Source organism: Azotobacter chroococcum (genome assembly GCF_002220155.1).
Classification (GTDB): domain Bacteria; phylum Pseudomonadota; class Gammaproteobacteria; order Pseudomonadales; family Pseudomonadaceae; genus Azotobacter; species Azotobacter chroococcum.
Window position 1 is genome coordinate 3,486,229 of the sequence record NZ_CP011835.1, and the last position, 22,654, is coordinate 3,508,882.

The following is a 22,654-nucleotide window of genomic DNA, read 5'->3' on the forward strand; positions in this document are numbered from 1 at the left end:
CTCACTCCTCGATTTCGTTCAGTCGGCGGCCGGACAGCGCGGCCTTCACCGAAGCATCCATGCGCCGGGCGGCAAAGGCGTCGGTGACCTGCGCCAGGCGCCGGGTGTGCAACTCGATGGCGGCGCCGTCCTGCCCCTCCAGCACTTCGCGCAGCGCCTGCACCTGCGCGTCGATGGCAGTCCGCTCCTCGGGACTCAGCAACGCCTCGCCGTCGGCCTCCAGGGCTGCCAGCACCGCCTCCAGCAGACGCTGCGCCTCGACCTGCTGCTCGCGCAGCATGCGCGCGGTCTTGTCGCCGCCGGCATGCTCGAAGGAGTCCTTGAGCATCCGCGCAATCTCGCCGTCGGTCAGCCCGTAGGACGGCTTGACCTGCACGCTCGCCTCGACGCCGGAGCCCAGTTCGCGGGCGGAGACGCCGAGCAGGCCGTCGGCGTCGACCTGGAAGGTGACGCGGATCTTCGCCGCCCCCGCCACCATCGGCGGAATCCCGCGCAGCTCGAAGCGCGCCAGGGAACGGCAGTCCTTGACCAGTTCGCGCTCGCCCTGCAGGACATGGATCAGCATGGCCGTCTGGCCATCCTTGTAGGTGGTGAAGTCCTGGGCGCGGGCTACCGGAATCGTGGTATTGCGCGGGATGACCTTCTCCATCAGCCCGCCCATGGTCTCCAGCCCCAGGGACAGCGGATTGACGTCCAGCAGCAGCAACTCCTCGCCGTCGCGCCCGTTGCCGGCCAGGGTATCGGCCTGCAGCGCCGCACCGATGGCGACCACCTGATCGGGGTCGATGTCGGTCAGCGGCTGACGGTCGAACAGCTCGGCGACCGCCTGGCGCACCCGCGGCACCCGTGTGGAGCCGCCGACCATGACCACCGCGGAAAACTCCGGCGGATCGATCTCGGCATCGCGCAGCGCCCGCCGGCAAGCCTTGAGGCTGCGCGCCACCAGGGGCTCGATCAGCGCCTCGAAGCGCTCGCGGGACAGCTCGCCCTGCCAGCCGCCATAGGCGAGCGCCACCGAGCCGCTCTCACTCAGCGCCTCCTTGGCCGCACAGGCCAGCTGCAGCAGATGGCGCTGGGTCCCCGGATCGAGGTCGGCGGACAACCCCGCCTGCTCGACGATCCACGTAGCGATGGCATGGTCGAAGTCGTCGCCGCCCAGGGCGCTGTCGCCGCCAGTGGCGAGCACCTCGAAGACCCCGTGGGTCAGGCGCAGGATGGAGATGTCGAAGGTGCCGCCGCCCAGGTCGTAGACTGCCACCACGCCCTCGGCGCGCCGGTCGAGGCCGTAGGCGACCGCGGCCGCGGTCGGCTCGTTGAGCAGGCGCAGCACGTTGAGACCGGCCAGACGCGCGGCGTCCTTGGTGGCCTGGCGCTGCGCCTCGTCGAAATAGGCCGGCACGGTGATCACCGCGCCGACCAGCTCGCCGCCGAGGGCCTCCTCGGCACGTCGGCGCAGCACCCTGAGGATCTCTGCCGACACCTCGACCGGGCTTTTCGGGCCTTGCACGGTGTCGATGAAGGGCATGTGCGACTCGCCCTCGACGAAGCGGTACGGCAACTGCTCGCCGAGCAGGGTGAGGTCGGCGATGCCGCGCCCCATCAGGCGCTTCACCGACAGCACGGTATTCAGCGGGTCCACGGCGGCGGCCGCCTTGGCGCCGCGACCGACCTCGACCTGACCATCGGCCAGGTAGCGCACCGCCGAGGGCAGGATCACCTCCCCGTCGGCGTCCGCCAGCGACTCGGCCAGACTGCTGCGCAGCGCGGCGACCAGCGAATTGGTGGTGCCCAGGTCGATCCCCACCGCCAGACGGCGCTGGTGGGGTTGCGGGCTTTGTCCGGGTTCAGCGATCTGCAGTAGGGCCATGGCATTCAACTATCGGGGGGCGCAGCCGGAGCGGCGCAGGGTTAGTCGTCGAGACGCTCTTCGAGCTGGCGGACCTCGATGGAGAGCTTGTCGAGAAACTGCATGCGCCGCGCCAGGCGCTCGGCCTCGTCGCGCCGCAGCGGATCGGTCCAGCAGGTGGCGAAGCCCTCGTTGAGCTGCTCCTGGGCCTGCGCGAGGTGGCGCTTGAAGGTCGCCAGCCCGCCCAGGTCGGCGGCGTCCTGCAGCTCTTGCAGCTCCTCGCGCAGCTCCATCTGCTGCATGAGGAAGGCAGGATCCTGCACCGTGGTCTCCTGGGGCATCTCCTCTCCCTGCAGGGACAGCAGGTAGCGGGCGCGCCGGGACGGACTCTTCAGCGTCTGGTAGGCCTCGTTGAGCCGGGCGGACTCCTCCAGCGCCAGGCGCTGCTCGCGCGCGGGTGCGCCGGCGAAGCGGTCGGGATGCACCCGGCGCACCCGCTCACGGTAGCGCGCCGCGAGCTGCTCCAGGTCGAGGCGAAAATCCGGCTCGAGGTCGAACAGGGCGAAATGGCTGCCGCTACTACCCATGCAGCCGCCTCAGGTATTGAAGCTTTCGCCGCAGCCGCACTCGCCACGCACGTTCGGGTTGTTGAACTTGAAGCCCTCGTTGAGCCCTTCGCGGACGAAGTCCAGCTCGGTGCCGTCCAGGTAGACCAGGCTCTTGGGGTCGATGATCACCTTGACGCCGTGACTCTCGAACACCTGATCCTCGCCAGCCACCTCGTCGACGAACTCCAGCACGTAGGCCAGGCCCGAACAGCCGCTCGTGCGGACGCCCAGGCGGATGCCCTCGCCCTTGCCGCGCCCTTCGAGGGAGCGGCGGACATGGTGGGCGGCGGCTTCGGTCATGGTGATGGCCATTGCAACTCCTTAACTCGTCAGCGTGGTTTAAACCAGGCCCTTCTTGTGCTTGTAGTCGCGCACGGCGGCCTTGATGGCATCCTCTGCCAGCACGGAGCAGTGGATCTTGACCGGCGGCAACGCCAGCTCTTCGGCGATCTGGGTGTTCTTGATGGTTTCCGCCTCGTCCAGGGTCTTGCCCTTCATCCACTCGGTGGCCAGGGAACTGGAGGCGATGGCCGAGCCGCAGCCATAGGTCTTGAACCTGGCGTCCTCGATGACGCCCTGCTCGTTGACCTTGATCTGCAGGCGCATCACGTCACCGCAGGCCGGGGCACCGACCATGCCGGTGCCGACGTCCGGGTCCTCTGCATCGAGCTTGCCAACGTTGCGCGGGTTTTCATAGTGGTCGATGACCTTGTCACTGTAAGCCATGGTGCAATACCTCGTTAATCACGGGCAATTTCGGGAGGGGGATAATCAGTGGGCCTGCCACTCGACCTTGGACAGGTCGACCCCTTCCTTGTACATGTCCCAGAGCGGCGACAGTTCGCGCAGCTTGCTGACCGCCTCGCAGACCTTCCGCGCGGCGTAGTCGATGTCTTCCTCGGTAGTGAAGCGACCGAAGGTGAAGCGGATCGAACTGTGCGCCAGCTCGTCGTTGCGGCCCAGGGCGCGCAGCACGTAGGACGGCTCCAGGGAAGCCGAGGTGCAGGCCGAACCCGAGGAAACCGCCAGGTCCTTGAGCGCCATGATCAGCGACTCGCCTTCCACGTAGTTGAAGCTGAGGTTGAGGTTGTGCGGCACCCGCGCCTTGGCGCTGCCGTTCAGATAGACCTCCTCGAGGGTACCGACATGCTCGTGGAAGCGCTGGCTGAGCGCGGCGATGCGCCGGCTTTCCGCGACCATCTCTTCCCGGGCGATGCGGAAGGCCTCGCCCATGCCGACGATCTGGTGGGGCGCCAGGGTGCCGGAGCGCATGCCGCGCTCGTGACCGCCGCCATGCATCTGCGCCTCCAGGCGCACGCGCGGCTTGCGGCGCACGTAGAGCGCGCCGACGCCCTTGGGACCGTAGGTCTTGTGGGCGGAGAAGGACATCAGGTCGACCTTCATGCTCTCCAGATCGATGGCCACCTTGCCGGTCGACTGGGCGGCATCGACGTGGTACAGCACGCCGCGCGAGCGGGTCAGCTCGCCGATGGCGGCGATGTCGTTGATGGTACCGATCTCGTTGTTGACGTGCATCACCGAGACTAGGATGGTGTCTTCGCGCAGCGCCGCCTCGACCATCGCCGGGGTGATCAGGCCGTCCTCGCCGGGCTCGAGATAGGTCACCTCGAAGCCTTCGCGCTCGAGCTGGCGGGTGGTGTCCAGCACCGCCTTGTGCTCGATCTTCGAGGTGACGATGTGCTTGCCCTTGCTCGCATAGAAGTGCGCGACACCCTTGATCGCCAGGTTGTCGGACTCGGTGGCGCCGGAGGTCCAGACGATTTCCCGCGGATCGGCATTGACCAGCTCCGCCACCTGGCGGCGCGCATTCTCGACCGCCTCTTCGGCTTTCCAGCCGAAGACATGGGAGCGCGAGGCCGGATTGCCGAAATTACCGTCCATGGTCAGGCACTCGCACATCTTCTGCGCCACCCGCGGGTCGACCGGGGTAGTGGCGGAATAATCCAGGTAAATCGGCAACTTCATGAGGCTCTCCTGTCAGGCTGGCATCCGGCTCATTCGATGGCGGACGCTTCGATCTTTCCGGCATACGGCAGCGGACAACCGCCGCCCTGGCGCCGATCCTGCAATCGGGCGAGATCCTGGACGTCGCTGCGGGCGACCAGATCGGCCAGGCTGATGCCACTGAGAAATTCGTGGATCTGGTGACTGAGGTCGCACCAGAGGTAATGGGTCAGGCAGACCTCTCCCGAGTGGCAGCCGCGATCGCCCTGACAGCGGGTCACGTCCACCGACTCGTTGACCGCGTCGATGACTTCGGCCACCTGGATGTCGGCCATGCCGCGGGACAGCTGGTAGCCGCCACCGGGACCGCGGACGCTGGTCACCAGACTGTTGCGCCGCAGCTTGGCGAACAGCTGTTCCAGGTAGGAAAGGGAAATCCCCTGGCGCTCGGAGATATCGGCGAGGGAAACGGGGCCGTCCTGGGCATGCAGTGCCAGATCGAGCATGGCCGTGACGGCATACCGGCCTTTGGTTGTCAGTCGCATGGTTGCTACCAGGAAATCGCTGATGTGCGCTCAGTATGCAATACCCGACCAACAGGATCAACTATTAATCCTTGCAATTTACTCGGAATTGCCCACCCCGACGGCACAGCCGGGATGGACCGGGAAGGCTCAGACCGGAGGCTTGTCGTCCTCTTCCTTGACCCCCGCGAAATCCTCCTCGCGCAACGCCGGCAGCTCCTTCGCACAATAATCGCTGCCCAGCGCCTTGAGCGCCTGGCACATGTCCTCGAGACGCTCGTCGACCGCATGCAGGTGATCGAGCAGCTGGCCGATGGCGTGCGCCACCGGGTCCGGCATGCTCTGGCCGAGGGCGTAGGCGTCGAAGCCGTACTTCTCGGCGAGCGCCTGGCGCCTGGCCTCCTGCTCGTCATCCGGCCTGGCGATGATCCGCCCGGGAATCCCCACCGCCGTGGCGCCGGCGGGCACCGCGCGGGTCACCACGGCGTTGGAGCCGATCTTGGCCCCGGCACCGACGGTGAAGGGACCGAGGATCTTCGCCCCGGCCCCGACGATCACGCCGTCCTCCAGGGTCGGATGGCGCTTGCCCTTGTTCCAGCTGGTGCCGCCCAGGGTCACGCCATGATAGAGCGTGACGTCGTCGCCGATCTCGGCGGTCTCGCCGATCACCACGCCCATGCCGTGATCGATGAACAGGCGCCGACCGATCCGCGCGCCCGGATGGATCTCGATGCCGGTCAGCCAGCGCCCCACATGCGAGACCAGCCGCGCCAGCAACTTCCAGTCGGCGCACCACAGCCCGTGCGCCAGGCGGTGCAGCCACAGGGCATGCAGCCCCGGATAGCAGATCAGTACTTCAAGGGCGTTGCGGGCGGCAGGGTCGCGCTGGAAAACGCTCCGGATATCTTCTCGCATGCGTTCGAACATCACTGCCCTCTCCGCGTATGGGCCTCGCCGCGGGCCGCCTTCTGGGTTTCCGTGAGAATGCCGCGCAGGATATTCATCTCCAGTTTGCTGATCGCGCTGCGGCCGTACAGCCGGCGCAGGCGCGACATCAGGTGGCGCGGCTTTTCCGGATCGAGGAAGCCGATCTCCACCAGAGTGCTTTCCAGATGCCCGTAGAACAGCTCGAGCTCGTCCATGGTGGCCGGCTGGGCATTGAGCATCGCCGTGGTTTCCAGCTTCTCCTGCTTGCTCGGCAGGCCTTCGACCGCCAGCCAGGCCATGCGCACCTCGTAGGCCAGCACCTGGACCGCCGCCGCCAGATTGAGCGAGCTGAACGAAGGATCCGAGGGAATGTGCACATGGAACTGGCAGCGCTGCAGTTCCTCGTTGGTCAGCCCGGCGTATTCGCGGCCGAACACCAGGGCTACCTCGGCGCCCTGCCCGACCTGCTCCAGGCAGGTCGTCGCGCACTCGCGCGGGTCCACCAGCGGCCAGGGAATCCGCCGGTCGCGGGCACTGGTGCCGAGCGCCAGGCTGCAGCCGACCAGGGCCTCTTCCAGGCTGGCGACCACCTGCGCATTATCGAGAATGTCGGTGGCGCCGGAGGCCCGGGCAACCGCCTCGCTACTCGGAAAGTCCTCGGGATCGACCAGATAGAGGCGGCTCAGGCCCATGTTCTTCATGGCGCGGGCCGCCCCGCCGATATTGCCGGGATGACTGGTATTCACCAGGACAACGCGAATGTTCTGCAGCAACACCAGCTCCACAAGGCTACACGGTCGAAGGGGCTGGAATCTTACAGAAGCCGGATAGCGAACGCCACGCGACCCCGGCCACTGCATACCCCGCCCGTTTCTGCTAGTATGGCCGGCTTTCTTTAACGACCCAGGTGAACCTCCATGCAGCCCATGCTGAATATCGCGCTGCGCGCGGCCCGCAGCGCCGGCGAACTGATCTTCCGCTCCATCGAACGCCTGGACGTCATCTCGGTCGACGAGAAGGACGCCAAGGACTACGTCAGCGAGGTGGATCGCGCGGCGGAGCAGACCATCATCGCCACCCTGCGCAAGGCCTACCCGAACCACACCATTCTCGGCGAGGAAGGCGGGCTGCAACCCGGTAGCGGCGAGGGCGCCGACTACCAGTGGATCATCGACCCGCTGGACGGCACCACCAACTTCCTGCGCGGCGTACCGCACTACGCCGTGAGCATCGCCTGCAAGTACAGAGGTCGCCTGGAGCACGCCGTGGTGCTCGACCCGGTCCGCCAGGAGGAATTCACCGCCAGCCGCGGCAACGGCGCCGCCCTCAACGGCCGGCGCATCAGGGTCAGCCCGCGCAAGAGCCTGGACGGCGCCCTGCTGGGCACCGGCTTCCCGTTCCGCGACAGCCAGCTCGAATACCTCGAGAACTACCTGGGCATGTTCCGCGCGCTGACCGGCCAGACCGCCGGCATCCGCCGTGCCGGCGCCGCCAGCCTGGACCTGGCCTACGTCGCCGCCGGCCGCTACGACGCCTTCTGGGAGTTCGGTCTGTCGGAATGGGACATGGCCGCCGGCGCCCTGCTGATCCAGGAAGCGGGCGGCCTGGTGAGCGACTTCAGCGGCGGCCACGAATTCCTCGAGAAGGGCCATGTGGTGGCCGGCAACACCAAGTGCTTCAAGGCCGTGCTGACCGCCATCCAGCCGCACCTGCCGCCGGCGCTGAAGCGCTGAAGCGACACCGGCAAAATAAAAAACCCGCCATGGCGGGTTTTTTATCGACCTGAAAAAGCACCGCCGGACAGGCGACCTACCACACGGGCGAAGGCTCCTCCCGATCCAGCTGCAACCGGCCATTGCGCACCGGAATCTGCGCACCGGGATCATGATCCATGCGCACCCAGCCGACCTCCTGGCCCAGACGGTACTTCACGTCGTAGCCGACCAGTCCGTAGTCGTAGCCGTTGCCGGCCACCCCGTCGCAGCGGGTTTCGGTGGTGGTCTGGGTATTGCGGGCCTGCAGGGTTTCCTGAATCTTGTTGCCGGCATAGCCACCGGCGACTGCTCCGGCCACGGCAGCGAGCTTCTTCCCGCTGCCACTGCCGACCTGGCTGCCGAGCAGACCGCCGGCGACCGCACCGATCAGCGTGCCGGCGATCTGCTGCTGATCCTTGACCTCTGCCGGACGGCTCACCTCGACCTCCCGGCAGGCGTCGCGCGGCGCTCCGCCCTCCTCCCTGACCGGCTGCACCGCCAGCACGTCGGCGTATTCCGGCTCGCGCTCGCCCAGGCCATAGGCGGACGCCATCCCGCTCGCGGCCAGCCCCAGCGCGCCGCACACCACACCCACGATCATTGCCTTGCCCATCACTGTCTCCTGCCTGCGCTCGCCCTACCGCACGGATGGGCGCCGGCAGTTGGACTGGCGTACCAGCAGGCAGTTCCGCTTCGCTCGATCTCAGGGGCGCAGGTCCGCCTCGGTCTCCTCGGCGACCGGAGGGATCAGGTCGTCGCGAGTCAGCTTCAGCCAGACCAGCGTGAGGTTGGCGATGTAGACCGAGGAATAAGTCCCTGCCGCCACCCCAATGAACAGCGCCAGGGAGAAGCCCCACAGCGCCTCGCCGCCGAACAGCATCAGCGCCATCACCGCCAGCAGGGTGGAAACCGAGGTCGCCATGGTGCGCAGCAGCGTCTGGGTCGTGGAAATGTTGATGTTCTCGATCAGCTCGGTCTTGCGCAGCAGACGGAAGTTCTCGCGGATGCGGTCGAACACCACGATGGTGTCGTTCAGCGAATAGCCGATGATCGCCAGCACCGCCGCCAGCACCGTGAGGTCGAAGGGGATCTGGAAGAAGGAGAACACGCCGAGGGTGACGATGACGTCGTGGAACAGCGAAAGCACGGCGCCGCAGCCGAACTTCCACTGGAAGCGGAAGGCCACGTAGACCAGGATTCCACCCAGCGCCAGCAGCATGCCCAGACCACCCTGGTCGCGCAGCTCCTCGCCCACCGCCGGACCGACGTACTCGACGCGCTTGACCGTCGCCGGGTTGTCGGAGGCGGACTGGCGCAGCGCCGCCGCCACCTTCTCGCCCAGCTGCGGATCGTCGCCCTGCAGGCGCACCAGCACGTCGGTGGTCGCCCCGAAACTCTGCACCAGGGCATCGCCGTAGCCGGCCTCGTCCAGCTTGGCACGCACGCTCGCCAGCTCGACGGGGCGCTCGTAGGTCAGCTCGATGAGGGTGCCGCCGGTGAAGTCCAGGCCGAAATTCAGCCCCCTGATCGCCAGACTGGCCAGCGACACCAGGGTCAGCGCCAGGGTGGCGATGAAGGCCACCCGGCGGATGCCCATGAAATTGATTACGCGCTTCATGCCGAACCCCTCAAATCCACAGTTTCTTCAGATCGCGGCCACCGTAGATCAGGTTGACCAGGCCACGGGTCACCATGATGGCGGTGAACATGGAGGTGACGATCCCCAGCGACATGGTCACGGCAAAGCCCTTGACCGGCCCGGTGCCCAAGGCGAAGAGGATCCCGCCCACCAGCAGGGTGGTCAGGTTGCCGTCGAGGATCGCCGAGAAGGCGCGGACGAAGCCCTCGTGGATGGCCCGCTGGATCGACAGGCCGTTGGCGATCTCCTCGCGGATGCGCGAGAAGATCAGCACGTTGGCATCCACCGCCATGCCCATGGTCAGCACGATGCCGGCAATGCCCGGCAGGGTCAGGGTCGCCCCGAGCAGCGACATCAAGGCCATCAGCAACACCATATTGAAGGCCAGCGCCACGGTAGCCAGCAGGCCGAAGAACTTATAGATCAGCAGCATGAACACGGTGACGAAGAGGAAACCCCACAGCGAGGCCTGGATGCCCAGCTGGATGTTCTCCGCCCCCAGGCTCGGGCCCAGGGTGCGCTCCTCGGCGAAGTACATGGGCGCCGCCAGGCCGCCGGCGCGCAGCAGCAGCGCCAGCTCCGAGGACTCGCCCTGGCCGTCGAGGCCGGTGATGCGGAACTGGCTGCCGAGCGCCGACTGGATGGTCGCCAGGCTGATGATCTTCTTCTCTTCGCGGAAGGTCTCGACCGCCACCTCCTGCTCGACGCCGTCGACCGTCTGCTTGACGTAGCGGGTCACCGGCTTCTGCTCGATGAACAGCACCGCCATGCTGCGCCCGACGCTGTTGCGGGTCGCCCGGTTCATCAGCTCGCCACCGTGGCCGTCGAGACGGATGTTCACCTGCGGACGGCCGTTCTCGTCATAGCCAGCCTGGGCGTCGGTGACCTGGTCGCCGGTGATGATCAGGCTGCGCTCCAGTGCCACCGGCGGACGCCCCTCCTCGCGGAACTCGAAGGTTTCGGTCATGGCGCGCGCGGCATCGGGCTCAGCGGCCATGCGGAATTCCAGGTTGGCGGTCTTGCCGAGAATCCGCTTGGCTTCGGCGGTGTCCTGCACGCCGGGCAGTTCGACCACGATGCGATTGGCCCCCTGGCGCTGCACCAGCGGCTCGGACACGCCCAGCTCGTTGACCCGGTTGCGCACCGTGGTCAGGTTCTGCTTGATCGAATACTCGCGGATCTCCGCGAGCTTCGCCGGGGTCATTACCAGGCGCAGCACCTGCAGACCGTTGCGCTCGGCGGCGGCCAGCTCGAAATCGCTGAAATTCTTGCGTATCAACGCCTGGGCCTGCTCCAGCTGCTCGCTGTCGGCAAAGCCCAGCTGGATGGCGCCGTCCTGCTGCGGCAGACTGCGGTAGCGCTGACGCTCCTTGCGCAGCAGGCTCTTCACTTCGCTCTCATACACTTTCAGGCGCGCATCCAGCGCCTTGTCCATGTCCACCTCGAGCAGAAAGTGCACACCACCGGACAGGTCCAGGCCCAGCTTCATCGGACTGGCGCCCAGCGCGTGCAGCCAGCCGGGCGTGGTCGGCGCCAGGTTCAGCGCCACCACGTACTCGTCGCCGAGCACCTTGCGCGCCACATCCTTGGCCCTCAGCTGGTGCTCCTGATCGATCAGGCGCACCAGCCCGGCCTTGCCCTCATTGGCCAGACTGCTCGCCTTGACGGCGATGCCGGCCTCGGCCAGCGCCTTGCCGACACGCTCGAGATCGCCCTGTCCGATCGGCCGGGCCGTGCTTGCCCCGCTGATCTGGATGGCCGGGTCGTCGGGAAACAGATTGGGTGCGGAATAGACGATGCCGACCAGCAGCACGGCCAGGATCAGCAGATACTTCCACAGGGGATACTTGTTGAGCATGACGCCGTCCGATTGAGACGCGGGGCACCTTGCGCGCCCCGTCATGGATGAAGGGAGTGGAGCTTAGATGGCTTTCAGGGTGCCCTTGGGCAGGGAGGCGACGATCGCGCCCTTCTGGATCTTCAGCTCCACGGTATCGGAGACTTCCAGCACGATGAAATCGTCGGCCACCTTGCTCACCCGCCCGGCGATGCCGCCGCTGGTCACCACTTCGTCACCCTTCTGCAGGCCGCCGAGCAGGTTCTTGTGCTCCTTGGCACGCTTGGCCTGGGGACGCCAGATCATGAAGTAGAAGATGACCAGGAAACCGACCAGGAAGATCCACTCGAAGCCGGTACCCGGCGGGGCGCCTGCGGGAGCAGCGGCTTCGGCATAGGCGGCGGGAATCAGAAAACTCATGTAACGCTCCTGTTGGAAGGATTCGGAAAGGACGGCCGACTCAGGTCAGCGGCGGCACCGGCAGACCGCGCCGGGCGTAGAAGGTATCGACAAAGGCGGCCAATTTACCCTGTTGAATAGCCTCGCGCAAACCAACCATCAGACGCTGGTAATGCCGCAAGTTGTGGATTGTATTCAACATGCTGCCCAGCATTTCGCCGCATTTGTCCAAATGATGCAGATAGGCGCGGGAGAAATGTTTGCAGGTGTAACAGTCGCAGGCCGGATCCAGCGGCGACTCGTCGTGCCGATGCACCGCGTTGCGGATCTTCAGCACTCCAGTATCGACGAACAGATGGCCGTTGCGTGCATTGCGGGTTGGCATCACGCAGTCGAACATGTCGATGCCACGGCGCACCCCCTCGACCAGATCCTCCGGCTTGCCCACCCCCATCAGGTAGCGCGGCTTGTCTGCCGGCAGCCGCGGCGGCAGGAAGTCCAGCACGCGGATCATCTCCTCCTTCGGCTCGCCGACCGACAGGCCGCCGATGGCCAGGCCGTCGAAGCCGATCTCCTCGAGCCCCTCCAGCGAGCGCAGGCGCAGATCCTCGTGCATGCCGCCCTGGACGATGCCGAACAGCGCTGCCGGATTGCCCTCGTGAGCGACCTTCGAGCGCTTCGCCCAGCGCAGCGACAGCTCCATGGAGCGCCGCGCCACCTCCTCGTCGGCCGGATAGGGCGTGCACTCGTCGAAGATCATCACGATGTCCGAGCCGAGTTCGCGCTGCACCTGCATCGACTCCTCCGGCCCCATGAACACCTTGGCGCCATCCACCGGCGAGGCGAAATACACGCCCTCCTCCTTGATCTTGCGCAGCGCCCCCAGGCTGAACACCTGAAAGCCGCCGGAATCGGTGAGGATCGGCCCCTGCCACTGCATGAAGTCGTGCAGGTCGCCATGCCGGCGGATCACCTCGGTGCCCGGCCGCAGCCAGAGGTGGAAGGTGTTGCCGAGGATGATCTGCGCGCCGATCGCCTCGATGTCGCGCGGCAGCATGCCCTTCACCGTGCCATAGGTGCCCACCGGCATGAACGCCGGGGTCTCGACCACCCCGCGGGGGAAGGTCAGACGGCCGCGGCGGGCCTTGCCGTCGGTGGCCAGCAACTCGAAGGACATATGACTCATGGGGTTTCCTCGGGGCCGCGGGGAGCGGGATTGCGGGTGATGAACATGGCGTCGCCATAGCTGAAGAAGCGATACCCCTGCTCCACGGCGGCCGCGTAGGCGGCCATGGTCTCGGGATAGCCGGCGAAGGCCGACACCAGCATCAGCAGGGTGGACTCGGGCAGATGGAAATTGGTCACCAGGGCATCAACCACATGGAAGGGCCGCCCCGGGTAGATGAAGATGTCGGTATCGCCGCTGAACGGCTTGAGCTCGCCGTCCCGCGCGGCGCTCTCCAGCGAGCGCACGCTGGTGGTGCCGACCGCGATCACCCGCCCGCCGCGGGCCCGGCAGGCCGCCACGGCATCGACCACATCCTGACCGACCTCCAGCCACTCGCGGTGCATGTGGTGATCCTCGATGCGCTCGACACGCACCGGCTGGAAGGTGCCGGCACCGACGTGCAGGGTGACGAAGGCGGTATCCACGCCCTTCTCGCGGATCGCCGCGAGCAGCCCCTCGTCGAAGTGCAGACCGGCGGTGGGCGCCGCCACCGCGCCGGCGCGATCGGCATAGACCGTCTGATAGCGCTCGCGGTCGGCCGCCTCGTCGGGGCGATCTATATAAGGAGGCAACGGCATGTGCCCGACGCGCTCGAGCAGGGGCAGCACGCTCTGATCGAAACGCAGCTCGAACAGGGCATCGTGGCGAGCGAGCATCAGTGCCTCGCCGCCGCCTTCGATGAGAATCTTCGAGCCGGGCTTGGGCGACTTGCTGGCCCGCACATGGGCCAGCACCCGGTCGTCATCCAGCACCCGCTCGACAAGGATTTCCAGCTTGCCGCCGGAAGCCTTCTGCCCGAACAGGCGCGCGGGAATCACCCGGGTATTGTTGAACACCATCAGATCGCCGGGCCGCAGATAGTCGAGCAGATCGGCAAAACGCCGGTGCTGCAGGCTCCCGGTCGCTCCGTCGAGCACCAGCAGCCGGCTGGCACGCCGCTCGGCCAGCGGATGCCGGGCAATCAGGGATTCGGGAAGATCGAAATGGAAATCGGCGACGCGCATGGCAGAAAGGTCAGCTTTTCGGGGCGCAAAGCTTACCGGAAAGCACTCCGGGTGACCACGCGGCACGATTGACCCGCTCCGCTCGCCTCCCTATACTGCGCCGCCATCGTGCCTCGGTGGCGGAATCGGTAGACGCGGCGGATTCAAAATCCGTTTCTGGCGACAGAGTGAGAGTTCGAGTCTCTCCCGGGGCACCACACAATCTTTTCGAGCCTTCCCAAGAAAGCCCGAAACCCACGAAGAACCGGCCTTAGAGCCGGTTTTTTGTTGCCTATGATTCCCTACCCTTCCCTTGTAAGCCCAAAACATTGTGAGTAGATTCGTGAGTAGACCGAGTTCGGTTTTCAAATCTACTCACACCCGGGCGCCCCATGCCGCTATCAGACTCAGCCATCCGCACCGCCAAACCGAGAGAAAAGCTGTATCGGCTGGCGGACGCCAACGGCCTATGCCTGGAGGTGACGCCCACCGGCTCCAAGCTGTGGCGCTACCGCTACCGCTTCAACGGCAATGCAAAAATGCTGGCGCTTGGCGTCTACCCTGCCGTCACGCTCCAGAAAGCCCGCCAGCTGCGTGACGCCGCCCGCCAGCTGCTGGCCGAAGGCAAAGACCCCAGCGCCGAACGCAAGGCCGAGCAGGAAGCCCAGCAGAGTGATGGCCTGACCTTCGAGGCACTGGCGCGGGAGTGGCACGCCTACCGGGTGCCGCGCTGGGCGAAGTCCACCGCCGACAAGACCGCCGCCTATCTGGAGTCGGACCTGCTGCCCGCCCTGGGCAATCGCCCGGTGAAGGCGATCACCCGCCCCGAGCTGGTGGAGCTGCTACGCAAGATCGAGGACCGGGGCGCGCACAACGTCGCCAAGAAGGCCCGCCAGTGGCTGAGCCAGATTTTCCGCTTCGGACTGGCCAAGGGCAGCGTAGACAGCAACCCCGCCACCGATCTGGACGTGGTAGCGGCCCATGCGCCGGCCACCCGCCATCACCCACACGTCACCTTTGCCGAGCTGCCCGAGCTGCTGGGCAAGATCCAGGGCGCCAGCATCAACGTCCTGACCCGCCTCGCCATCCGCCTGCTGGTGCTGACTGGCGTCCGCCCGGGTGAACTGCGCGCCGCACCCTGGGCCGAATTTGATCTGGAGGCCGCCGTCTGGACGATCCCGAAAGAACGCATGAAGGCCCGCCGCCCGCATATCGTCCCTCTGCCCCGCCAGGCCGTGGCAATCCTGCGCCAGTTGCAAGAGATCACCGGGGCATATGAGTTGGTCTTTGCAGGCCGCAACAACAGCGCCCGCCCGATGAGCGAGAACACGGTGAACAAGGCATTGGCCGATGCCGGCTACCGGGGCCGCCAGACCGGCCACGGCTTCCGCCACCTGCTGAGCACCGAACTCAACAGCCGGGGGTACAACCGGGATTGGATCGAGCGCCAGCTCGCCCACGGCGACCAAGATGAGATGCGCGACACCTACAACCATGCCACCTACCTGGAGCAGCGCCGGGACATGATGCAAGCCTGGGCCGACTCGATAGACGCGCTGTGTGCTGGCGCCAACGTGGTGGCCATCAAGAGGGCATAGCCCTTGCTAATGTACTTCCCCTCCATTGCCACCACTTCCCCAAAAGGCGCGCCACAATGCGCCATCACTGTTGTTTCATACAGCAGTCGAGTTTCAGCCAGCCTAGCCCGACGGGGCGAAAAGCAGACCTCCCACCTGCCTGGCTGGCTGACTTTTAAGTGGGACACCTGGGAAGGTAAAAATGAGTGCGGTCAAAAGACTTTTGGCCAGCCGCACGGCTGGCTACATCTCTCTTGAAGATTTAATTCTAGGAATAGCCGAATCAAATAACTGCACAGCAGCAGAAGCTGCTCAAGCATTGGCTACAATTTTAGAAAACAACTCAATTCCTACATACAAGAAGACAGCTTTTTCTGTTGAAAATACATATCAGCTTGCAGGAAAGGCTTTGGCGGAGGCTGGGCTTTATAATAATTTTAAATCCCCAATTGTTCATAAACTGACGGAGATGTTCCCAGATGACATTCCATTCTGACTACAAAAATCTCTTAGTCAGCGAAGCAGACATACTCCCAAAGCTAGAAGAAGCAGGGATTATGCTCCCCGCCAAGCTAACCGAGATGTTTCCAAGGTTAGAAAAAATAAAAGATGACTGGCGAGAAATTTACTCATTGAGAAAAGTTTTAACAGCAGCAGAGGCAGTAAGAGCCATTTGCGGCATAGATCCATCATACACCTGGGCCTTATCAGAAGCGGACGATCAAAGATATGATCGCTATATGTCAGTTCTGATTGACGCCGTGAAGCATGGAGAATTATTTAACAAAGTAAAAAATCCTTCTAGCGCGCCATATGAATGGGAAATAGCCCACTCCGACATTTATTCTTGGTGCGAAAAAAACAATATACCTTGGCCATTTCCAAAGCCAGCAGCACCAACCGTAAACGACAGTAATTCACTAAACGAATTAGAACTTGAGCAAGCCAAGCGCAGAGAAGCCGAAGCCGAGTTAAAAAGGCTCCAGCAGGAGCTGGCCTCCCTAAAATCAAGCCAAGGAATTAATTTTCCCTATGAAACAAAAGAGCTTAAGGTGATGCGTGCTGTTGTTGCGAAGCACTGGGAGAACTACACGCCAGACAAGCGCCAGCCGACACAAAAAGAGATACAGCAAGAGCTTTGCAAGCACTTGGGAATAGCCTTTGACCCATACAAGTCGCCACCACAAAAGGCGGTATACCTAGCCGCTGCCATAAAGCCAGACGATCTGTCGAGCGCATGACATATGCTAATGACATAGCGCCATGACACCATGACACTTCTTCCTGTCATGCCATCTCGCCTCCTACCGTGCCGCCATGTTCCCAACGCCACCCAAGGAGGCGCACAACATGGCCGCAACTGCCACCACTACCCACCCCATCCGCCGCTTCATCAAGCGCCAGGCCGTAGAAGACATTACCGGCCTGTCCTGTTCTGAGATTTACCGCCGGATCGCTGCCGGCACCTTCCCCGCTCAAGTCACCCTTGGCCCGAAGTCCGTTGTCTGGATCGAAGCCGAGGTGCTGGCTTGGTGCGATGCACGCATCGCCGAGAGCCGTGGGGAGGTGGCCTGAATGACGAACAAAAAAAAGGCCGACCAACAGGCCAGCCCCAAGAAATCACGCATCCATGATACCAACACCGACGCCCAGCGCGCTCGGTTGCTGACGCGTCTGCAAGCCGGCCCGGTGGACACGATCACCGCCCGGCGTGAGCTGAACATCATGATGCCGGCAGCCCGAGTGAAGGAGTTGCGCGAGCAGGGGTACGCCATCAAAACCCACCGCATCACCCTGACAGACGATCACGGGCGTACCCATCGCGGCGTGGCGCTGTACTACATCGGCACCTTGCCGAAAGAACGCCAGGAGGCCGCCGCATGAGCAACGCCATTACCCTGGTGCAATTCAAAGGCGAAGCGCGGGCGGATAGCCGTCTGCTGGCCAAGCAGTTGGGCAACCAGCACAAGAACTCCATGGAGCTGATCGAGCGCTATGCCGCCAAGTTCAAGCGCTTCGGCCATCTTCCGTTTCAAACGGAGGTTGGTAAGCGGGTTCAAGGCGGCGGCAAGGCCGAGCGCTATGCCCTGCTGAATGAGGACCAGTGCTACTACCTACTGTCGCTGTCTCGGAATACCGAAATCGTGGTGGACCTGAAGGCTGACCTTATCGCTGCCTTTCGCGAAGCCCGCGACCGCGCCAGCGTGACGGACAAGCAGTACCTGCCGCTCTATCACGCCATGCATGACGAGGTGGCCGTCTTGGCACAGCGCGCCAAGGAATGCGGCAGCGACACCCCGGAGCGCATGTTTCACATCAACGCCAACAAGGCCCTGAACGCCGTCATGGGGATTGCCAGCGGCGAGCGCGACACGCTGACCATCGAGCAGCGGCTGTTGCTGACGACGTTTCAGGCGGTCTGGCGGAATCACCTACATGCCAGCCTTGAGCGCGGCGACGATCACCACGAGGCGTTCCGCAAGGCGAAGGCTGCGGTACTGGCCTACATGACGGGCGTCGGCGCCCTGCTGCTGGGAGGGAAAGCCGCATGACGACCTACACCGGACACCGCGTCGAGGACCACGGGGACTTCATTCTTGAGCAGCTTCTGCCGCTGATCGTCGAGCACGCTGGCGCCAGCGACACCCCCACTGAGGTAGTCACCTTTGCCGCATTCCTGACCCTGGCGACGATCCTGCAAGCCAAGGGGCTGGGCCGTGACACGCTGATGAAGGCCATCGACGCAGCCCGCTTGCCGACCCACGACGCCCCGGAGGGTTTGCAGTGATGGCACTTGCCCACCTTCGCCCGAGTGTTGCCAAGCGTTCCCGCTGGCGCTATGGTTCGCCCCGTCACATTGCTGACAACGGGCGTCGCGGCCCGCTGGAAAACTTGGCGCAACAGCGCCCCAAGACCATTGCAGGCGCTTTTTTTGTGCCCGCAATGACGCTCTATGGCGGCTGTGCGTGGGAGGGCTTCGGCCCTGCCGGGTTTCCAAGTTTCCCGGTCCGCGAACCCGCGTACAGTCGCCACCCTAAACCGCGTCGCGGCGGTTCGTGGCGGCTCCTCAATCAAACTTGGAGCCTCACCAATGACCCAGCGTCACCCCCTTACCCTCAATCCGTCCAAATCCCGCGCCGCCGCCCATCGAGCAATGGCCCTGGCCGCCCTTCACGCCGACTCCAGCCTGTCCGTCCGCCTGCGCCGCTACAACGACCAGATGGCCAAGGCCCGCGCCCTGGAAGCGCAGGAGGTGGCCCTGTGATCGCCGTTCAACTGATCGACAGCACCGGGCGCGTCCTGGGCAACCTGCGCTTGCCCGCCGACGTGCGTCTGGCCGATCTGGAGCGTCTGGCGCTCACCGCCGGCTCTCCGTCGCTTGAGGATCACATCGAGCAGCAGCTCGCCGTCGAAGTCCGCGCCCTCGCCCTGGAAGTGGGGGTGTTGGCATGAGCGCCATCAACCGCACCGCCATCGATATCCTTTGCGTCGCCGACGAGGCCATCGAAACCCTTGGCTATGGCCGCGAACAATCGACTTGGCTTTCCGCCCTGATGGTCGCCATCCGCCTCGATGCCGAGCACAACCAAGGCCGCCGCGTGGCCGATCTGGCCACCTTGGGGCAGCACCTGGCCAGCGACTGCGCCAACTACCTGGACACGCAAGCCAGCGACCTTCGCCGCGAGCTGTCCGCGCATGAGGTGGCGAAATGATCCGCGCCGACTGGAATGCCCTGCTTCCTAATCACGAAGCCATCGTGGCCATGACCCCGGAGAAGTTGGACGCCGCCGGCATGGCCGCTGAAAGCTACGGCATGACCATCGGTTTCGGCATCGCCGCAATCGGCAACCTGCTGGCCGGCGCAGCCTCGAGCGAAGATCACGGCATTGACCATGACGCCATGACCGACCTTGGCTGGCTGCTGGAAGCGCTGGGCAAGCTGTCCGCCAAGTTGGCCGACACCGGCAGCGGTATCGCCATCGAGCGCAAGCGCCGCAACACCAAGCGCGAGGACTGACCCATGACTGACTCGAAAAGCTGCCGGAAGGCGGCTGTGGCCCCGCTCGGCCTGAAAAAAGCCATCGCCTACCTGGAGGACAGCCCGGTTGCCGTCCTGATCCTGGCGCACCTGCTGATGCTGGTCGCCCTGGTGCTGGTGGAGGTGGCCCGCCATGCCTGACGCCCACCTGATCCCGTTCGCCGACGCCCAGCTGGTGAAGGTCCGCACCGCCGGGCAGGCATTCCACCGCCTGTCCTGCATGACCGCCGAGTCACCCGACTGGCGCCGCGCCTATGCCGAGTGGCAGGCGCAGGCCGAGGAAGTGGCCGTGCTGCTGATCGTGAAAGCCGAATCGCTGGAGGCCCACCAATGACCATCGTCACGTTCAAGCCGAAGGGTGGCGGCAAGGGCGGAGAGCCGCCCCACATCGATAACGAAAGCTACCTGATGCTGGTAGATACCCTGATTGCCTTTTTCGAGCTGTGCATCAAGGAAGGCGACAAGGGCCGGGATATCACCGAGCTGGAGCGTCTGACCCGGCAACTGGAACGCCTGGCCGAGCGGGTCACTCCGCCGAAGGGGGCCGCATGAACAGCCACTGCAATCCGCTGGACCTGCTGCTGTCGCGGCTGCAAGGCGTCAGGCAGCACGGCGAGCGTCACGTCGCCTGCTGCCCTGCCCACCAAGACAAGTCGCCCTCCCTGAGCCTGTCACGCGGCCAGGGCGGGCGCGTCCTGGTCCATTGCCATGCCGGCTGCGAGACCCGCGACGTGCTGGCGGCGGTCGGCCTGGAGTTGAAAGACCTGTTCCCCGACAACCTGAGCCGGGAGCAGCGTCAGCAGTACCGCCGCGAGCAGCTGGAGAAGGAGCGCTATTTCGAGCGCCTGATCGTCGAGTCGGGCAACGGCGCGCTGGCCAAGGGTACGGAACTATCCGGCGAGGACGTCGCCCGGATGGCACTGGCACAGGAACGGATAGAGCGGCTCGACCGGCAACTCGCCAGACCGGCCGAGCCCGAGCCGCCCATGGTGGAACCGGAGCGCCCCTGCTGGGGCGTCTATGAGGGCTGGGTACGGAACGAGAAAGGCGCCAGGCTTAAGCCGGGCGTGTACTGGCACGGATACCGGCGCACCAAGGAGGACGAGGAGGCAGAGCTGAGCGACGACAGCGAGCGTCCCCTGCGCGACGACTGGATCGCCACGCCGGTGTTCGTCGTGGCCCGCACCCTCAACAGCGACGACGGCACCGAGGGCCGCCTGCTGCGCCTGGTGACGCATGGCGGGGACAGGGAATGGACCATGCCTATGGAGACGCTGGGCGGCAGCGGCGAGGAAATCAGGCGCGCCCTGTTCGCCATGGGGGCGGTGATCGCCCCGCGCCAGCGTGGCCGCTTCATGGAGTACCTGCTCGACCAGCCGCCGCGCCAGACCATCGCCACCACCTGCCGGCCTGGCTGGCACGAGTCGGGCGTGTTCGTGCTGCCCCATCGCACCATCGGCGGCGAGGGGGTGCGCTTCCAGTCGTCCGGCCGTGCGCCGGATCTGTTCCGCGTGCGCGGCGAGCTGGCGCAGTGGCAGACCCTGGTGGCCGCCCGCTGCGAGGGCAATCCGGTGCTGACCCTGGCCGTCGGCTGCGCGCTGGCCGGGCCGTTGCTGAACCTGGTCAAGGTGAACGGCGGTGGCGTCCATCTGGTCGGCGACAGCTCGAAAGGCAAGTCGCTGGCGCAACTGATCGGCGCGTCTGTGTGGGGCGATCCGGGACCGGCGGGCTTCGGCGCCTCCTGGTGCATGACCAAGAACGGACTGGAGATCGAGGCCGCCTCGCGCAACGACACCCTGCTGTCGCTGGACGAGATCAAGCGCGCCAACCCCAAGGACATTCAGGAGATGGCCTACTCGCTGGCCAACGGCTGCGGCAAGGGCACCATGAACCGCGAGCGCGAAGGACGCGCCAAGCTCAGTTGGCGCCTGCTGACCCTCTCCAGTGGTGAGCGCTCGCTCTCCGAGCACGCCGCGCTGTCGGGCGATCCGGCCCATGCCGGCGCCGAGCTGCGCATGGTGGACGTGAACGCGGGCACCCGCCTGCATGGAGCCTTCGACGACGTGCACGGCATGGACGGGGCGGGCTTCCACCGTGCCATGACCGGCGCCGTGGGGGAGCACTACGGGCACCTTGGCCCGGCCTTCGTCGAGAAGCTGACCGCCGGCGACGACCGCGCCGGGCTGCTGGAGGACTTCGCCAAGGTGCGTGCCCGGTTCCAATCCGACAGCGCGCAGGCCGGGCGGGTAGCCGACCGCTTCGCCGTCATCGCCCTGGCCGGCGAGATGGCCATCGCCTACGGCCTGCTGCCCTGGCCGGTGGGCACCGGCCTGGCCGACAGCCTGCTGCTCTACCGCGAGTGGCTGGATCGGGTGGGCAGCGGCAACGCCGAGGACCGCCAGATACTCGCCAGCATCGCCCGGTTCATCGAGCGCCACGGCGACAGCCGATTCTCCAGCGTGCATGCCGCCGAGACGGACAGCCGCGTCACCAACCGGGCCGGCTACTGGGAGGACGAGCCAGGACGGCGCCTGTACTTGTTCAACACCTCCGGCTTGCAGGAGGCCGCCCATGGCTTCGGGCTGGCGCGCATCGTCACGGCGCTGGATACGGCCGGCGCCATCGCCAAGCGCGACATCGAGAAGGGCCGCACGCGCAATACCAAGAAGTACCGGACGCCCGGAGGGGGAGCGCCGAAAGGGCTGTACGCCATCGACCCTGCCCGCTTGGAAATGGCCGGCGCCGACGACGACAAACACACAGGAACCTAGAAACTCGGGGAACAGGGGGAACAGGGGAACGGAATGGCGAAAGCCCAGCAACGACGCGGCTTTCAGCTGTTCCCCAAGAGAGAGAGGGATGGGGAACGGGGGAACACACCACTTTTAGATAAAGAGGCGTGCTTTCCCTTCCCGAGTTGCTTCGTTCTGGTGCTTGTCCTGTTCCCCGGTTCCCATGGTTGGGAACGTGTTCCCCTCCCTATGGGGAACGCTGTAACCAACGTGGCACTAGGGCTACAGCGTTTTGTTCCCCCGTTCCCCCGGATTTTTCGTTTTTAGAGAAACATGTGATGGATAAGCCGAGGAGTCGCCCATGAGTCTGCTGGCGGAACTGTTCGAGCAACTGGACACCGCGCCCGAGGATTGCGGGCAGCGACAGACCTTCGCGCCGGTTGGCGCTGTGGAGGTCGACGCCTCCGCACCGGCCACTAATGACCACCAGACCGCCCACGATGCGCCGTGCATCACGGCAGCACCGGCACCCATACCAACCCAGCGCCAGCAGCAGAGGCCAGCGCAGAGCCGAAGCGCAACGCCTGGACGATCAC

The 22,654-nt window shown here is 65.1% G+C and carries 30 protein-coding genes and 1 tRNA gene; 17 read left to right on the forward strand and 14 right to left on the reverse strand.

The window, feature by feature from the left end:
* Window position 1 precedes the first annotated feature (1 nt).
* From hscA to trmJ, 8 genes are all read right to left on the reverse strand, one after another.
* The gene (gene hscA / locus ACG10_RS16175) at window positions 2-1,867 is read right to left on the reverse strand and encodes a Fe-S protein assembly chaperone HscA (protein ID WP_089168997.1); all 1,866 of its coding nucleotides are present in this window, start codon (window positions 1,865-1,867) and stop codon (window positions 2-4) included.
* A gap of 41 nt (window positions 1,868-1,908) precedes the next feature.
* Entirely contained in the window at window positions 1,909-2,433 is a 525-nt protein-coding gene (gene hscB, locus ACG10_RS16180; RefSeq protein ID WP_039802420.1) for a co-chaperone HscB, read from the reverse strand.
* Window positions 2,434-2,442: 9 nt separating this feature from the next.
* Window positions 2,443-2,766: an iron-sulfur cluster assembly protein IscA gene (iscA, locus tag ACG10_RS16185; RefSeq protein WP_039802419.1), complete on the reverse strand. Its 324-nt coding sequence runs from the start codon at window positions 2,764-2,766 to the stop codon at window positions 2,443-2,445.
* Window positions 2,767-2,793: 27 nt separating this feature from the next.
* A complete protein-coding gene (gene iscU / locus ACG10_RS16190) occupies window positions 2,794-3,180 on the reverse strand; it encodes a Fe-S cluster assembly scaffold IscU (protein ID WP_039802418.1) in 387 nt (128 codons plus the stop codon).
* Between the two features lie 45 nt (window positions 3,181-3,225).
* Window positions 3,226-4,440: an IscS subfamily cysteine desulfurase gene (locus tag ACG10_RS16195; RefSeq protein WP_039802416.1), complete on the reverse strand. Its 1,215-nt coding sequence runs from the start codon at window positions 4,438-4,440 to the stop codon at window positions 3,226-3,228.
* A gap of 29 nt (window positions 4,441-4,469) precedes the next feature.
* Window positions 4,470-4,964 carry a Fe-S cluster assembly transcriptional regulator IscR gene (gene iscR / locus ACG10_RS16200; RefSeq protein WP_039802414.1) on the reverse strand — a complete coding sequence of 165 codons (495 nt, stop codon included), beginning with the start codon at window positions 4,962-4,964 and terminating at the stop codon, window positions 4,470-4,472.
* 129 nt (window positions 4,965-5,093) lie between these two features.
* Window positions 5,094-5,870 carry a serine O-acetyltransferase gene (cysE, locus tag ACG10_RS16205; RefSeq protein WP_039802412.1) on the reverse strand — a complete coding sequence of 259 codons (777 nt, stop codon included), beginning with the start codon at window positions 5,868-5,870 and terminating at the stop codon, window positions 5,094-5,096.
* Window positions 5,870-6,646, reverse strand: a complete 777-nt coding sequence (trmJ, locus tag ACG10_RS16210; RefSeq protein WP_089169919.1) for a tRNA (cytosine(32)/uridine(32)-2'-O)-methyltransferase TrmJ — start codon at window positions 6,644-6,646, stop codon at window positions 5,870-5,872. Before trmJ ends, cysE begins: the two co-directional genes overlap by 1 nt.
* A 141-nt stretch (window positions 6,647-6,787) precedes the next feature.
* Between trmJ and suhB the strand changes: the two genes are divergently transcribed.
* Complete coding sequence (suhB, locus tag ACG10_RS16215; protein ID WP_089168998.1) at window positions 6,788-7,603, forward strand: type III secretion system regulator SuhB; 816 nt, start codon at window positions 6,788-6,790, stop codon at window positions 7,601-7,603.
* Window positions 7,604-7,679: 76 nt separating this feature from the next.
* Here the strand turns inward: suhB and ACG10_RS16220 are convergent, their stop codons facing one another.
* From ACG10_RS16220 to queA, 6 genes are all read right to left on the reverse strand, one after another.
* A complete protein-coding gene (locus tag ACG10_RS16220; RefSeq protein ID WP_089168999.1) occupies window positions 7,680-8,237 on the reverse strand; it encodes a glycine zipper 2TM domain-containing protein in 558 nt (185 codons plus the stop codon).
* Window positions 8,238-8,327: 90 nt separating this feature from the next.
* A complete protein-coding gene (gene secF / locus ACG10_RS16225; protein ID WP_089169000.1) occupies window positions 8,328-9,242 on the reverse strand; it encodes a protein translocase subunit SecF in 915 nt (304 codons plus the stop codon).
* A gap of 10 nt (window positions 9,243-9,252) precedes the next feature.
* Complete coding sequence (gene secD, locus ACG10_RS16230; protein ID WP_089169001.1) at window positions 9,253-11,121, reverse strand: protein translocase subunit SecD; 1,869 nt, start codon at window positions 11,119-11,121, stop codon at window positions 9,253-9,255.
* Window positions 11,122-11,184: 63 nt separating this feature from the next.
* Window positions 11,185-11,520: a preprotein translocase subunit YajC gene (gene yajC, locus ACG10_RS16235; RefSeq protein ID WP_039802399.1), complete on the reverse strand. Its 336-nt coding sequence runs from the start codon at window positions 11,518-11,520 to the stop codon at window positions 11,185-11,187.
* Window positions 11,521-11,560: 40 nt separating this feature from the next.
* Window positions 11,561-12,676, reverse strand: coding sequence for a tRNA guanosine(34) transglycosylase Tgt (gene tgt, locus ACG10_RS16240; RefSeq protein WP_089169002.1), 1,116 nt, complete (start codon window positions 12,674-12,676; stop codon window positions 11,561-11,563).
* A 5-nt stretch (window positions 12,677-12,681) separates the two neighbouring features.
* A complete protein-coding gene (gene queA / locus ACG10_RS16245; RefSeq protein ID WP_089169003.1) occupies window positions 12,682-13,731 on the reverse strand; it encodes a tRNA preQ1(34) S-adenosylmethionine ribosyltransferase-isomerase QueA in 1,050 nt (349 codons plus the stop codon).
* A 110-nt stretch (window positions 13,732-13,841) separates the two neighbouring features.
* On the opposite strand from queA, the gene ACG10_RS16250 reads away from it, so the two are divergent.
* The 16 genes from ACG10_RS16250 (at window position 13,842) to ACG10_RS16305 (ending at window position 22,097) form a co-directional block, all read left to right on the forward strand.
* Window positions 13,842-13,928 (forward strand) — tRNA-Leu (locus ACG10_RS16250).
* A gap of 174 nt (window positions 13,929-14,102) precedes the next feature.
* Window positions 14,103-15,308, forward strand: a complete 1,206-nt coding sequence (locus tag ACG10_RS16255) for a tyrosine-type recombinase/integrase (RefSeq protein ID WP_089169004.1) — start codon at window positions 14,103-14,105, stop codon at window positions 15,306-15,308.
* A 181-nt stretch (window positions 15,309-15,489) separates the two neighbouring features.
* Window positions 15,490-15,783, forward strand: coding sequence for a hypothetical protein (locus ACG10_RS23820; RefSeq protein WP_157731470.1), 294 nt, complete (start codon window positions 15,490-15,492; stop codon window positions 15,781-15,783).
* Window positions 15,767-16,528, forward strand: coding sequence for a hypothetical protein (locus ACG10_RS23825; protein ID WP_157731471.1), 762 nt, complete (start codon window positions 15,767-15,769; stop codon window positions 16,526-16,528). The genes ACG10_RS23820 and ACG10_RS23825 overlap by 17 nt, the downstream gene beginning before the upstream one ends.
* 109 nt (window positions 16,529-16,637) lie before the next feature.
* Entirely contained in the window at window positions 16,638-16,862 is a 225-nt protein-coding gene (locus tag ACG10_RS16260) for a helix-turn-helix transcriptional regulator (RefSeq protein ID WP_089169005.1), read from the forward strand.
* On the forward strand, window positions 16,863-17,171 hold the full coding sequence (locus ACG10_RS16265; RefSeq protein ID WP_089169006.1) for a helix-turn-helix domain-containing protein: 309 nt from the start codon (window positions 16,863-16,865) through the stop codon (window positions 17,169-17,171).
* Window positions 17,168-17,839: a Rha family transcriptional regulator gene (locus tag ACG10_RS16270; protein WP_089169007.1), complete on the forward strand. Its 672-nt coding sequence runs from the start codon at window positions 17,168-17,170 to the stop codon at window positions 17,837-17,839. Before ACG10_RS16265 ends, ACG10_RS16270 begins: the two co-directional genes overlap by 4 nt.
* Entirely contained in the window at window positions 17,836-18,075 is a 240-nt protein-coding gene (locus ACG10_RS16275; protein ID WP_089169008.1) for a hypothetical protein, read from the forward strand. Before ACG10_RS16270 ends, ACG10_RS16275 begins: the two co-directional genes overlap by 4 nt.
* A 303-nt stretch (window positions 18,076-18,378) precedes the next feature.
* Window positions 18,379-18,552: a hypothetical protein gene (locus tag ACG10_RS24155; protein WP_198318962.1), complete on the forward strand. Its 174-nt coding sequence runs from the start codon at window positions 18,379-18,381 to the stop codon at window positions 18,550-18,552.
* Window positions 18,549-18,740: a hypothetical protein gene (locus ACG10_RS16280; RefSeq protein ID WP_089169009.1), complete on the forward strand. Its 192-nt coding sequence runs from the start codon at window positions 18,549-18,551 to the stop codon at window positions 18,738-18,740. The genes ACG10_RS24155 and ACG10_RS16280 overlap by 4 nt, the downstream gene beginning before the upstream one ends.
* Entirely contained in the window at window positions 18,737-19,000 is a 264-nt protein-coding gene (locus ACG10_RS16285; RefSeq protein ID WP_089169010.1) for a hypothetical protein, read from the forward strand. The genes ACG10_RS16280 and ACG10_RS16285 overlap by 4 nt, the downstream gene beginning before the upstream one ends.
* A complete protein-coding gene (locus ACG10_RS16290) occupies window positions 18,997-19,305 on the forward strand; it encodes a hypothetical protein (protein ID WP_089169011.1) in 309 nt (102 codons plus the stop codon). Before ACG10_RS16285 ends, ACG10_RS16290 begins: the two co-directional genes overlap by 4 nt.
* A 3-nt stretch (window positions 19,306-19,308) precedes the next feature.
* Window positions 19,309-19,467 (forward strand): hypothetical protein, encoded by a 159-nt coding sequence (locus ACG10_RS23830; RefSeq protein WP_157731472.1) that lies wholly within the window; start codon window positions 19,309-19,311, stop codon window positions 19,465-19,467.
* Window positions 19,460-19,660 carry a hypothetical protein gene (locus ACG10_RS16295; RefSeq protein ID WP_089169012.1) on the forward strand — a complete coding sequence of 67 codons (201 nt, stop codon included), beginning with the start codon at window positions 19,460-19,462 and terminating at the stop codon, window positions 19,658-19,660. Before ACG10_RS23830 ends, ACG10_RS16295 begins: the two co-directional genes overlap by 8 nt.
* Window positions 19,657-19,878: a hypothetical protein gene (locus ACG10_RS16300; protein ID WP_089169013.1), complete on the forward strand. Its 222-nt coding sequence runs from the start codon at window positions 19,657-19,659 to the stop codon at window positions 19,876-19,878. Before ACG10_RS16295 ends, ACG10_RS16300 begins: the two co-directional genes overlap by 4 nt.
* A complete protein-coding gene (locus ACG10_RS16305) occupies window positions 19,875-22,097 on the forward strand; it encodes a DUF927 domain-containing protein (protein ID WP_089169014.1) in 2,223 nt (740 codons plus the stop codon). The genes ACG10_RS16300 and ACG10_RS16305 overlap by 4 nt, the downstream gene beginning before the upstream one ends.
* Window positions 22,098-22,654 lie beyond the last annotated feature (557 nt).